The organism is Ensifer sp. R-19 (assembly GCF_049905105.1).
Classification (GTDB): Bacteria; Pseudomonadota; Alphaproteobacteria; order Rhizobiales; family Rhizobiaceae; genus Ensifer.
On the sequence record NZ_CP184570.1, the window covers coordinates 2,126,100 to 2,139,012 of the forward strand.

The window sequence follows — 12,913 nt, forward strand, 5'->3', positions numbered from 1 at the left end:
TCGAACGGCACGGGTCGTCAAGCGCGAATTCGCCCGTCGACGAAGATGCAATTTTTGGGTGTATTTTGGCCGCTGACGAGAGTTAGCTGCCGGATTTTTCCGGAACGCCGCGCTCCGCATAGTCGGCTCGGTTGATGCCGTGGCGCTGGAGCTTGTCGTAGAATGTCTTGCGCGGAATACCGAGCGCCTCGATCGTCGCCTTGACGTCGCCGCGCTGGGCGCGAAGCACTTCCTTCAGGATCTCTGCCTCGTAGCGTTCGAGCCGTTCCGGTAGCGCGAAACCCGGCTGTTCTGCTGGCGCAACCGGCTGTCCCAGCGGGCCTTCGACGCCGAGCGCCACGCGTTCGGCAAAATGTGAGAGTTCGCGCACATTGCCGGGCCAGGCATGGGTCATCAGGTGTTGCTGCACTGCCGGCGAGACGTGAGGCACGTCCCGCTTGAAGCGCTCCGCCGCCCGCGTCAGGAAGTGCGAAAAGAGCAGCGGGATATCATCGCGGCGCTCGCGCAGCGGCGGGATCGACAGCGTTACGACGTTCAATCGGAAGTAGAGATCTTCACGAAAGTCCCCGCGCTGGGCCGGGTCGCCGAGATCGATCTTGGCGGCGGCGATGACGCGAATATCGACGGGGCGCACCTGGTTGGTGCCGAGCGGCGTGATCTCGCGGGCTTCGAGAACGCGCAGCATCTTGACCTGGGTCGCCGGCGGCATCGCCTCGATCTCGTCAAGAAACAGGGTGCCGCCGCTCGCATGTTCGATGCGACCCACACGCTTCTTCAGGGCGCCGGTGAAGGCGCCCTGTTCGTGACCGAAGAGTTCGCTCTCGATCACCGTTTCCGGCAGCGCGCCGCAGTTCAGCGCCACGAAATTGCCGTCGCGGCGCCGGCTCCAATTGTGGAGCAGCGTCGCGACCACCTCCTTGCCGCTGCCGGTTTCACCGGCGACGAGCACGTCGACATCCGTGTCGGCGATGTGCCGGATCGTCTGGCGCAAGCGCTCCATGACCGGCGTCTGGCCGATCAGCGGCAGGCTGTCGCCGGCCGTTTCGGCCGCCCGTTTGAGCGCGCGGTTCTCCATGACGAGACTGCGCTTTTCCAGCGCGCGGCGCACGCTCTGCACCAGCCGGTCGGCGGCAAAGGGTTTTGGGATGAAGTCGTAGACGCCATCCTGCAGCGCCTGAACTGCCATCGGTATGTCGCCGTGGCCGGTCACCAGGATCACGGGCAGGTCGGCATCGAAGGCAGCGATGCGGCGAAAGAGCTGCAGCCCGTCGATGCCGGGCATGCGGATATCACTGACGACAATGCCATCAAAATTCGCGTCGAGGGTTCCCAAGGCTTCGGCGGCGCTTGCAAGCGAAGTGACGGCGAATCCGGCGAGCTCCAGCGTCTGCGTCATCGCCTTGCGCAGATCGTTGTCGTCGTCGATGAGGTAGACGGATGGCTGCATCGCTCAGGCCCTCTTCAGGCGCACCGTGAAGACGGTGCCCTTGTCGCTGGTTTCGACTGATATCTCGCCGCCATAGTCGGCGACGATCTCCTGGGAGATGGCGAGTCCAAGGCCGAGCCCTTCGTCCTTCGAGGTGTTGAACGGCGTGAACAGATCCTCGCGGATATGCTGTGGTATGCCGGGGCCGTTGTCGGTAACGACAAGCAAGACCGTGCCGGAAGGGTCCTCCTCACAGCGCACGCGGATCTCGGCATCGCTGCGCTCGCCGAGTGCCTCCAAGGCATTTTGCAGCAGATTGATCAGGACCTGTTCAAGACGGATGCGGCTGCCGTAAACGCTGAGCCCGTTTTCCGGCAGGTCGATGACGATGGCATCCATGCGGCCGGCAAAGCGGCTGCGAAGCAGCATCAAGGCGCCCTCGATCACCTCGCGCATCGGTGTCGGCTCGGCGACGAAGCGGCCCTTGCGGGCAAAGCTGCGGAGTTCGTCGGTGATGGTACCGACCCTTTCGGTCAGCTCGGCGATGCTGACGAGGTTCTCCACCGCCGTTTGCTGCTGCCCCCGGTCGAGGAAGGTGCGGGCATTGTCGGCATAGGCGCGGATGGTCGCGACCGGCTGGTTGATCTCGTGGGCGACGCCGGCGGCCACCTGGCCGAGGATCGCCAGACGGTTGGCCTGAACCAGTTCCTGCTGCACGGCCTGGAGCTTCTCGCCGGTGCGCCGGTGATCGGCAATCTCCGTTTCGAGATGATCACGCGCAAGGCTGAGATCCTGGGTGCGCTCCGCCACGCGGTGCTCCAGTTCATCGCGCGCGGCACGCTCCCTTGTCGCAACCAAGGTCAGGGCCTGGCGACGACGCAGGAGGAAGGCCGCAAGCGCAAGCAGCGGCACGATCACGGCCAGCGCAATCAGCCGGGCCTCGCGGGTTGCCGCCGAGACCGCCCCATCCAATGGCGCCAGTTGCTCCAGCCGCCAGCTCGTGGTCGGAACCATGGTTTCGACCCGCAGGAACCGCCGCTCGCTGTCGCCGGGCAGCAGCGCATGCAGCTCGCTGGAGCCGTCGCTGGTCGGCTCGATGTCGCGGAACGGCAGCGGCAGCAGCGAGGCATCGCCGAATTGCAGGCTGTCGCGGATCGCAGCGACACGATCGCGCGGAATGGTTCTGGTGGTCATGAAGCGCCAGGACGGGAAACTGGTGATGAGCACGATGCCGCGCCGGTCGGTAACATAGACCGGCTTGCCGGAGGCGAGCCACTCCGCTTCCACATCGTCGAACTCGAGCTTGGCGACGACGACGCCGATCGGGCCGTCCTGCCCCTGCACCCGCCGGGAGATATAGAGTCCCGGCCGTTTGCTGACCGTGCCCATGGCGAAATGCTCCGCCTTGCCGTCCCGCATCGCCATGCGGAAATATTCGCGGAAGGCGTAGTCGTTGCCGACGAAGCTCGTCGGCTCACGCCAGTTGCTGGCGGCGACCGCGACGCCGTCGTTGCCGATCACATAAATGACGGCGGCGTCCGTGTTGGCGGCAAGTGCCTGCAGCTTCTCGTTCAACCGCTGCAGCGCCTGGCCGTCGCGGGTCGAAAGCGCTGCTTTCACCTCGACGTCGTCGGCCAGCACCAGCGGCGTCGAGCGCTGACGTTCGAGCACGGCGCGCAGCAGCGAGGCTTTCAGATTGGCATCGATCCGGCTCTGGGCGTCGACGGTTTCGAGCGCCTGGTTGCGTCCATATTCACCGGCGAACAGAAGGCCGGCGACGAGCAGCGCCAGAGCGAGGCCGGCGAACACCAGCCAGGTGCGGCGCATCGACCGGTCGAGATCTGCCAGGTTGAGGGGGGCGGATAGGGCACTGAACATGGCGCGATTGTGCATTTTTTCGCTCAGACTTCCAGGTGACCTGTGCGGAAATCCGCTCAACTCTTTGTGCGTGTCGAGCCGTGTGAACGAAACATCCACGTCGATTCAAGGGCTTGGCTCTCGCCGCAGAGAACTGGCACGCCCGTTGCAAATGACATCCTCATGACAGCCCGAGCTGTCGCGCATCGGAAATTGACCCGGGAGGCCCGGCATGACGCCGGACTGGGTCCAGTGGAGGATATCATGATTATCGACCAATCCGCGGAACCGCGCGGCAAGACACCTTTCTATCGTCATCTCTATGTCCAGGTGCTGGCGGCGATCGCCGCGGGCATCCTGCTCGGCCATTTCTATCCGTCGCTCGGCACCGAGCTGAAGCCGCTCGGCGATGCCTTCATCCGCCTCGTCAAGATGATCATCGCCCCGGTCATCTTCCTCACGGTTGCGACCGGCATTGCCGGCATGACCGATCTCGCCAAGGTCGGCCGCGTCGCCGGCAAGGCGATGATCTACTTCCTGACCTTTTCGACGCTGGCGCTGATCATCGGCCTGATCGTCGCCAATGTCGTTCAGCCGGGCGCCGGCATGCACATCGATCCGGCGTCGCTCGACGCCAAGGCGGTGACGACCTTTGCCGAGAAGGCACATGAGCAGACGATCACCGGCTTCCTGATGAACATCATCCCGACGACACTGGTCGGTGCCTTTGCCGATGGCGACATCCTGCAGGTGCTGTTCATCTCCGTGCTCTTCGGTCTTGCGCTGGCGATGGTCGGCAAGAAGGCTGAGCCAGTCGTCGATTTCCTGCACGCGCTGACGCTGCCGGTCTTCAAGCTCGTCGGCATCCTGATGAAGGCCGCCCCGATCGGCGCCTTCGGCGCCATGGCGTTCACCATCGGCAAATACGGCGTTGCCTCGATCGCCAATCTGGCGATGTTGATCGGCACCTTCTACTTGACGTCCTTCCTCTTCGTCTTCCTGGTTCTCGGCGCCGTCGCCCGCTACAACGGCTTCTCGATCATCGCGCTGATCCGCTACATCAAGGAAGAACTGCTCTTGGTTCTCGGCACATCCTCGTCGGAAGCGGCACTGCCGGGCCTGATGAGCAAGATGGAAAAGGCCGGCTGCAAGCGCTCGGTCGTCGGCCTGGTCATTCCGACCGGCTACTCCTTCAACCTCGACGGCACCAACATCTACATGACGCTGGCGGCCCTCTTCATCGCCCAGGCCATGGATATCCAACTGTCGCTCGGCGACCAGGTGCTGCTGCTGCTCGTCGCCATGCTGAGCTCCAAGGGTGCCGCCGGCATCACCGGCGCCGGGTTCATCACGCTGGCCGCAACGCTCTCGGTCGTTCCCGCCGTTCCGGTTGCCGGCATGGCACTCATCCTCGGCATCGACCGCTTCATGTCGGAATGCCGCGCACTCACCAACTTCGTCGGCAATGCGGTCGCGACGATCGTCGTTGCGAAGTGGGAAGGCGAGCTGGACGAGGCACAGATGGCGGCTGTCCTTGGTGGTCGCACGCCGGAAGCGCTGCCGCAGCCGGCACTGCAGCCGGCCGAATAAGCTTGCCTCCCAAGGCATGACTGCCTAAGCGCAGTCCGAACGCGGCCCGTGGCAACACGGGCCGCGTCGTCGTTTGGGCTCATTGCCCGCTCAGCGTCATCTTCGGTTTATCAGGCGCACCACCGTTCAAGTAGGCGATGAACTCCCTAAGCATCGGCACCCGGCGCGGGCGGAAGCTCTCGTCCGCCATGCGGACATCGGCGATGCGATCGACGCGGAATTTGCGGTAGTCCTGCCGGAGGCAGCACCAGGCGAGCAGCACCAGCACCCGCTCCAGATAGACGATCGCCAGCGGCAGCACCTGCCGGTCGGTCCTCTGTTGCCCAGCGTCCACATAGCCGATGACGACCGCGCGCTCCTGCCAGCAGGCTTCGCGAAGCAGGCTGACATCGGCCACCGGTGGATCCCGGCGTTCGAAGCGATAGACCTGCGATGCGGCGTGCAGCGCCTGGCGCTGCAACCGGTCGGGCAGCGTCGCCGTGATCTTCGAAAGCACAGCGCCTGCCGCGGCCGCGAGATCAGGCTCGCCCATGTGCTGCACTTCGGCGAGGCCGAGCACCAGTGCCTCGATTTCGAGACGTGTGAAGGTCTGGGGTGGCAAGGCGATGTCCTCCGTCAGCCGGTAGCCGAAGCCCCGCTCGCCATCGATGACGGCGCCGGCGGCGCGCAGGCTGTCGATGTCCCGGTAAAGCGAGCGCAACGACACACCGGTCTCCTCGGCGAGCCGAGCGGCCGTCACCGGGGAAGGGAGGGTGCGCAGCGCCTGCAGCAGGCGGAACAAACGATCACTACGGGCCATGACTGAAGATAGACGAAGCCTACTGACGGAAACTGACAGTTGGGCAACTGTATAGGTTCCGCATTCGCTAACGCAACCGAGGACTTCATCATGCTGACGCTCTTTCACGCCCCGCGCTCGCGCTCGTCGCGCATCATCACGCTGCTTCGCGAACTCGACGCCCTCGACAAGGTCGAAATCAAGATCGTCGACATCACCCGCGGCGACGGCAGTGGCCGGAAGGACCCGGCGAACCCGCATCCGGAAGGCAAGGTGCCGCTACTCGTTCATGACGGCGTCGTGCTGTGGGAAAGCATTGCGATCATTCAGTATCTGACCGATCTCTTTCCGGAAAAGAAGCTGGCGCCGCCTGTCGGCGACCCGCAGCGCGGCCGTTATCTGAGCTGGCTTGCCTGGTATGCCGGCGTCGTCGAGCCGGTGCTGATCACGCAGGCGGCGGGGCTTTCGCATCCCTATCTGGATAGCACCTTCCGCGGTCCGGAACAGATGGCACAGCGCCTTGAAAACGCGCTGAAGGACAGGCCCTATCTGATGGGCGAACACTACTCGGCGGTCGACCTGCTGCTGCATTCGCCCTTTGCCTGGTATCCTGCAGCGACACCGGACAGCGCGGTCGTCAAGGCGTGGGTCGAACGCTGCGGGCAGCGCCCGTCGCTGCAATGGACAGCCGACTACGACACTCGCACCGCGGCCGCGGCCTGACTGCGCTGAGTGGCCGCTCTCGTCGAGGGCGGCACTTCTTCCGCTATTTTCGCTTGAGGTTGATCTCGCTCGTCACCACCCGCTTGCCGGAAGCTGGGTCGACATCAACCGTCGTCAACTGCATGCCGTCGGCGCCGATCTTGCGTACGGTCAGGTCGGCGCGGCGGTCGCCGTTGACTTCCTTAGCCCAACGGATGGTCAGATTGATCGCATCGCCGCGGCGACTGCCGTTGAGACCGGCACGGCCGCCGCGCGGGCCGAGATAAGAGCCGCTATAGGTTGAGCCTGTATAGCGAAGCTTCGCGTCGATGGAGCGTGAGATCAGCAACATGCCCCGGCAGACACCGGCCATCGACAGCGCGAGGCCGATTGCTTCGGAATTGAAGCTGCAGGACACGTTGACTGGCGACATGTTGGTCCGGATACGGACGACGCCGCTGCCCGCCCAGCTCCCGCCCAAGGACTTCAGGAACGCGCCCTCGTCCGCGCGCGCAACGCCGGCGGCGCATGCGGTCATGACGACAAGCAACAGCCATCGTGGCATGGATGCAACCCTCCGTTCAGCGGCATCAATAGTACATCAGTGGGCATCTGGGTCACCAGCCGAACGTGTCAGCGTGGCGGATGTTCCATTCTTCGCTTCAGATCCCGTGCAGAACCTGCGTTGCCTTGACGGCGGCCGATGCCCGGTTCTCGACGCCGAGCTTCACATAGATCTGTTCCAGATGCTTGGTTACTGTGCGCGCGCTCAGGCCGAGGATCTCGCCGATGTCGCGGTTCGCCTTGCCCTTGGCGATCCACAGAAGCACCTCGGATTCCCGCTGCGTCAGCGCGAAGTGCTGGCGCAGCATTTCGTCGTCCGTCAGCCGGTTCTCGGCCGTCAGGCGGAAGAGATATTCATTCGGGCCGATGCCGCCGAGATAGGATATCTGCAGGCCCGCTTGGCCGGGTTGGTCGAGCGTGAAGCTCTCTTCGGGCGATGACGGCCCGCGGGTGCGGTTATCCATCCAGCGCGCTATGCGTTTCGTGACCGTGCTCAGTCCATCGTCACGGCCGGTTGCGGCATTGACGAGGCGGGTTGCCTGCGGGGTCGACCAGCAGATGCTGCCATCTGCGCGCACAGCCAGGAGATGGCGCCCGGCCGCATCGAGCGCGACGCGGGCGCTCTGGGCGGAGCGCGCGTTGGAGAGATGGACGCGGATGCGTGCCCGGAGCTCGTCGATGTTGATAGGCTTCGTCAGATAGTCGACGCCGCCGGCTTCAAGGGCGCGGACAATATGCTCGGTCTCGGTCAATCCGGTCATGAACAGTACCGGCGTCTGGCCGACGGCGGCGTTGGCCTTGAGGCGCCGGCAGGTTTCAAACCCGTCCATGCCCGGCATGACCGCGTCAAGCAGAATGACGTCGGGAGTAATGCGCTCCGCGATCGAAAGCGCGGCGTTGCCCGACGTTGCGATCAGCGCGGAGAAGCCCGATTGCTCCAGCGCTTCGGTCAGGAAACCGAGGGCTTCCGGCGAATCATCGACGAGCAGAACGATGTCGCGGCGGTCATAGGTCTCAGCCACGGGCCTCGCCTCCTTCTTGGGTGTTGTTCCTGAGGAAGGCGTCGTAGCCGGAAAGATCGAAGGCCTGCACATAGGTCCGCGCCTCCTCGACAAAGGATTGGTGTTCGGGTGCGAGCGCGATCTCCGTCAATTTGGCCTCGATGCCCCTGATGTAACCGATCTCGCCGAGGCGGATCAGTTCCTGCACATGATGGAGGTCCGGACGCGTCATCGACCGGACCGTTGGCGCGGCATGCGGCGGCTGTTCCTCGTCTTCGTGGATCCAGGTGAGGTCAAGATGCACCGCAAGTTTGTCGACGAGTTGGCCGACGACGAAGGGTTTGGCGAGCGTGTCGTTGTGGCCGGTGAAGGCGCCGGTGGTCGAGCCGTCGCCGATATTGGCCGACAGCATGATGATCGGCGCCGTTTGTCCTGCTTCACGCAGCCTGGCGGCGAGTTCCCAGCCGTTCATGCCCGGCATCGAGATGTCGATCAGGAAGAGGTCAGGGCTGACGTCCGCAAGGAGGGACAGGCAATCGGCCCCGGATGGGATGGCGAAGACCGTGAAATCCATGGGCACCAGGATCTCGCGCATCAACGTGCGATGATCGGCATTGTCGTCGACGACGACGATCGTGCGCCGCGAGCCGAGATAGGAAGTGACGCGCCGGACGGGTGCCGCGAGCGCCGGACGGTCGACGGCCGAAAGCATCAGCCGGACGCGGAAGGTGGTGCCTTTGCCAAGCGTGCTCGTGACGGCGATTTCGCCGCCGAGCGTCTGCGTCAAAAGCCGGGTGATCGTCAGGCCCAGCCCGAGGCCTGGCATGCTGCCTTGATGCTCGGCCTCGCCGCGCTGGAAAGGGTCGAAGATGCGCGGCAGGTCCTTGTCAGCAATGCCACGACCGCTATCGATAACGGTGAAGGTCGCCACCTGGCTTCGATAGGCGACATCCAGGCGGATGCCGCCGCGCTCCGTGAATTTCAGTGCGTTGGAGAGAAGGTTGACGAGGATCTGGCGCAGGCGCTTCTCGTCGGTTTTCACATAACGCGGCAGGCTGGCGGCGCGCTCGTGCTCAAAGGCGATGCCTTTTGCCTGCGCCTGCGGCCGGAACATTTCGACGATCTGGTCGAGGAAATCGAAAATGTTGATCTCGTTGGAATAGACCTGCAGCTTGCCGGCCTCGATCTTGGAGATATCCAGCAGCCCGTCTATCAGGCCGGAGAGATGGTCGGCGCTGCGCTTGATGACCTTGATCGCGCCCTGTCGCGCCGGCGGAATGGTCTCGTCGCGCTCCAGCACCTGGGCGTAGCCGAGCACGGCGTTGAGCGGCGTTCTGAGCTCATGGCTGAGGCCGACGACATAGCGGCTCTTGGCGCGATTGGCGGCTTCCGCAGTTTCTTTTGCCTGCTGCAGGGCGGCGTCCGTCTTCTTGTGGGCGGCGATTTCTTTCAGCAGCAGCGTGTTCTGGCGGGAGGATTCTTCTTCGGCCACCACGCGGCTGTCATGGGCGAGCACATAGAACCAGGAGACGATACCCGCGAGCACGGCGAAGACAAAGAAGACGACGGCGACGGTACGCTCGACCACCGCGGCGACCTCTGGGGATGATCCGGCCGTCTGGTGGGCGATCATAGCCAAAATCAGGCCGATGCCGGCGATCGACAAAACGGCGGAGATCGCGTAGCGGCCGAGACGGGTCGCCAGCTTTTCGGTGATCGCGCTGGGCAGCAGCGTGTTGGCGACGGTCGCGACCTGGGCGTTGAAGCGCGCCTTCGGCTTGCACATGTCGTGGCAGCGGCTGTCGAGCGAGCAGCAGAGCGAGCAGATCGGCGCGGCATAGGCCGGACACCAGGCCATGTCCTCCGGCTCGAACGGATGTTCGCAGATCGAGCAGGTGATCTCGGTCTTGCTGGCCCAGCTCCGGCGTGGCTTGCGGGCGAGGTAGAAATTGCCGTCGGTACCCCAGGCAATCAACGGCGAGGCGATGAAAGCCACAACGAGTGCGATATAGGGTGCGAGCGAAGCGGCGATGTCGCCGAATACGCCGAAATGCGCCGTCAGCGCCACCGTCGCCGAAATCGCCATGGCGCCGAGGCCGACCGGGTTGATGTCGTAGAGATGCGCGCGCTTGAATTCGATACCGGGCGGCGATAGGCCAAGCGGCTTGTTGATGAAGAGGTCGGCCGAAATCGTGCAGAGCCAGGCCATGGCGATGATCGAAAAGACGCCGAGCGTTTCCTCGAGCAGCCGATAGATGCCGAGTTCCATCAGAAGAAGCGCGATCGCGACGTTGAAGATGAGCCAGACGACGCGGCCCGGATGGCTGTGCGTCAGCCGCGAAAAGAAGTTCGACCAGGCGAGCGACCCGGCATAGGCGTTCATCACGTTGATCTTCAGCTGCGAGACGACGACGAAGGCGACCATCAGCAGGAGGGCTGCCGTTTCCGACGGGATCATGTAGCCGAAGGCGGTGTAGTACATCTGCGCCGGATCGGCCGCCCTGGTCGAGGGCACGCCGGCAGAAAGCGCCAGAACCACGAGGAAGGAGCCGGCGAGCAGTTTCGGCGCGCCGACGAGCACCCAGCCGGAGCCGGCAAGAAAGATGGCGATGCGGTGATGCAGCTTGCGCTGGCCGTCCGGCGGCAGAAAACGCAGGAAGTCGACCTGCTCGCCGATCTGCGCCATCAGCGCGAAGATCACGGCCGATGCCGCCCCGAATTCGACGAGATCGAAAGGGGCGATCGTACCGGGCGGCCCTGATGCGTGATGAATGCCGGAATAGGCAAGCCAGGCGCCGACTTTTTCCCAATCGGCAAAGGCGATGAACGCGAAGGGCAGGATATTGAGAACGATCCAGAAGGGCTGGGTCACGAGCTGGAACTTGCTGATCAGCCGCACGCCGTGGGTGACGAGTGGGATGACCATGACGGCACTGACGATGTAGCCGATCCACAAGGGGATGCCGAGTGCGAGTTCGAGCGCTCCCGACATGATAGAGGCCTCGATCGCAAAGAGGATGAAGGTGAAGCTCGCATAGATCAGCGAGGTCAGCGTCGAGCCGATATAGCCGAAGCTGGCGCCGCGGGTCAGAAGATCGATGTCGACGCCGTGGCGGATGGCATAACGGCTGATCGGCAGCCCAACCGTCAGGATCATCAGGCTCGCGACCAGGATCGCGACGATTGCGTTGGTGGTGCCATAGGACATGGTGATCGCGCCGCCGATCGCTTCCAGCGCCAGAAAGGAGATCGCGCCAATCGCCGTCTGGGAAATGCGTTCGGAGGAAAAGCGTCGCGCGCTCTTGGCGGTGAAGCGCAGCGCATAGTCTTCCAGCGTCTGGTTGGCGACCCAGCGATTGTATTCACGCCGAACGGGGATAATGCGCTGGCGTGCCGCCATGGGGTTCCTAACGTGCCGTCGAGGGAGGTCCTGCCTTTTTTCTTAGCACGGATGTTTTCTGCTTAAAATTACTGCAACGGTGAAAATGTGCGGTGCAGCAAAGAAAAAGCGCGACCAGCGGATTCGGCTATGGGGATAGCCGAATGCGGTGATCCGGGCGCATTTGAGGTCTGATGGTCTCGGCGGTCAGGCGGGGATGCAATAAACCGGATTGCTGATGGCGCGGCGAACCGTGCGCTGCGCGAGATCGTCATTGGAGAGTTGCCACGGCAGGCTATTTCCGGGCAGCGCCTCGCGGAAAGCAGCGACGATGGCGTCTCGGCTCGCGAACGCGACGATCTCGGCTCGCAGGAAAATCGACGGCGAACCCATATAGTGGCCCGTCCAGTCGTCTGCCTCGATCATCTGCTCCCCGACGATGCCGGAGGCATCGAGCCACAGGAGTTTGTCGCCCTTGGCGCCGCGAACCAAAGCCTCTGCCGCAACTTGCCCGGTGACGGTCGATCCCATGGGCTGGCCGTTGGCGGTGAGTTCCAGATGCGGTCCCGTTGGGCCTTCGGTGACATAGCCGTGGCCGGATTTCATTGCGCCGAGCACGGCCTCTTCCGAAAGCTCTGCGAGAAAGAGCACCGTCGTCGGGCGTGCGAGCACCAGAGGCCCCTCCGGCATCAGTCGCGCCGGCTGATGGAAGTCGCTACCGCCGATGGCAGAGATCTTCAGGCCGGAGGCCAGCCGCTGCTGGTAGCGCTCCAGCGATACCCAGTTCCAGGCAAGCCAATGGGATTGCCAGACCTCCATGCAGTCGATCTTGGGCAGGTCGTAATCCCAGGGGATGGTCGGCTTGTCGTGGTTGATCGACAGCAGTCCGCCGCGCTCATGCACGAGACGTTCGAGCGTATGGGCATGCTCGGGCCTGGTCATGCGGAAATCGATCCAGTCGTCGACGCCGAAGACATTGGCGTGGCCGACGGCGGTGGTGATTTCCATGGCGCGGATGAAGACGAGGTCGGCGGAGGAATGCGGATGGAAGTAGCGCCGCTGGGTTATGGTGTTGTGGTCGGCGACCGCCAGGAAGTCGAGCCCTGCCTGTCGCGCGGCGGCGTGCAGCAGTTCCGGGGAACCGGCCGCATCCGAATGGAACGTGTGGCAATGAAGGTCGCCGCGATACCAGCCGGCCCCCTTGCGGACCGGAAACTGTCGCGACGGCTGCGGCGCGATCGCACGCCGGCTGCTGTCATGGTCTACGATCACCAGCACGTCGACGCCGCCTTCGGGGACTTTATAGAGACCCAACATGACCTTCCACCGCCCGGAGGGTATCTCGCCATGGATGTAGCCGGGGGTGGCGTCGTCGGTGGCGACGAAAAAGTGGTCGCGCGCGCCGCCGCTCCAGCCGCGAAATCCCTGATCGGTCGGATAGTCGGTTGCGCGCGGGTCAAGCACGCCGAGATCGATGATGCACTGCTCCGACTTCGGATAGCTCAGCGTCACGTCGATCCGCGTCACGCCCTCAGGTACATCGAAGGGGACGTAGAAATAGGGATCGGCCGCCTGATCCCTGCGGGTGATCCTCGCGGAAAATTCCAACATAGCGG

At 63.8% G+C, this 12,913-nt stretch carries 9 protein-coding genes; 2 read left to right on the top strand and 7 right to left on the bottom strand.

Going from position 1 to position 12,913, the window contains the following annotated elements:
• Positions 1-82: 82 nt before the first annotated feature.
• A complete protein-coding gene (locus tag ACN9MO_RS29040; protein WP_425987270.1) occupies positions 83-1,447 on the bottom strand; it encodes a sigma-54-dependent transcriptional regulator in 1,365 nt (454 codons plus the stop codon).
• A 3-nt stretch (positions 1,448-1,450) separates the two neighbouring features.
• Positions 1,451-3,319, bottom strand: coding sequence for a sensor histidine kinase (locus ACN9MO_RS29045; protein WP_113480178.1), 1,869 nt, complete (start codon positions 3,317-3,319; stop codon positions 1,451-1,453).
• A gap of 228 nt (positions 3,320-3,547) precedes the next feature.
• Here ACN9MO_RS29045 and ACN9MO_RS29050 point away from each other — a divergent pair, with 228 nt between their 5' ends.
• Positions 3,548-4,873, top strand: a complete 1,326-nt coding sequence (locus tag ACN9MO_RS29050; RefSeq protein ID WP_057251763.1) for a dicarboxylate/amino acid:cation symporter — start codon at positions 3,548-3,550, stop codon at positions 4,871-4,873.
• A gap of 79 nt (positions 4,874-4,952) precedes the next feature.
• On the opposite strand, the gene ACN9MO_RS29055 is transcribed toward ACN9MO_RS29050, so the two are convergent.
• Positions 4,953-5,672 (bottom strand): helix-turn-helix transcriptional regulator, encoded by a 720-nt coding sequence (locus ACN9MO_RS29055; RefSeq protein ID WP_057251762.1) that lies wholly within the window; start codon positions 5,670-5,672, stop codon positions 4,953-4,955.
• Positions 5,673-5,762: 90 nt separating this feature from the next.
• On the opposite strand from ACN9MO_RS29055, the gene ACN9MO_RS29060 reads away from it, so the two are divergent.
• Positions 5,763-6,374 (top strand): glutathione S-transferase family protein, encoded by a 612-nt coding sequence (locus ACN9MO_RS29060; RefSeq protein WP_057251761.1) that lies wholly within the window; start codon positions 5,763-5,765, stop codon positions 6,372-6,374.
• Between the two features lie 43 nt (positions 6,375-6,417).
• Here ACN9MO_RS29060 and ACN9MO_RS29065 read toward each other — a convergent pair whose 3' ends face one another.
• The 4 genes from ACN9MO_RS29065 to ACN9MO_RS29080 form a co-directional block, all read right to left on the bottom strand.
• Positions 6,418-6,918 carry a hypothetical protein gene (locus ACN9MO_RS29065; RefSeq protein ID WP_057251760.1) on the bottom strand — a complete coding sequence of 167 codons (501 nt, stop codon included), beginning with the start codon at positions 6,916-6,918 and terminating at the stop codon, positions 6,418-6,420.
• Positions 6,919-7,015: 97 nt separating this feature from the next.
• Positions 7,016-7,939 (bottom strand): response regulator, encoded by a 924-nt coding sequence (locus ACN9MO_RS29070; RefSeq protein ID WP_425987274.1) that lies wholly within the window; start codon positions 7,937-7,939, stop codon positions 7,016-7,018.
• A complete protein-coding gene (locus tag ACN9MO_RS29075) occupies positions 7,932-11,318 on the bottom strand; it encodes a hybrid sensor histidine kinase/response regulator (RefSeq protein ID WP_425987276.1) in 3,387 nt (1,128 codons plus the stop codon). Before ACN9MO_RS29075 ends, ACN9MO_RS29070 begins: the two co-directional genes overlap by 8 nt.
• Positions 11,319-11,504: 186 nt before the next feature.
• Complete coding sequence (locus ACN9MO_RS29080) at positions 11,505-12,908, bottom strand: CehA/McbA family metallohydrolase (protein WP_057251757.1); 1,404 nt, start codon at positions 12,906-12,908, stop codon at positions 11,505-11,507.
• Positions 12,909-12,913: the final 5 nt, after the last annotated feature.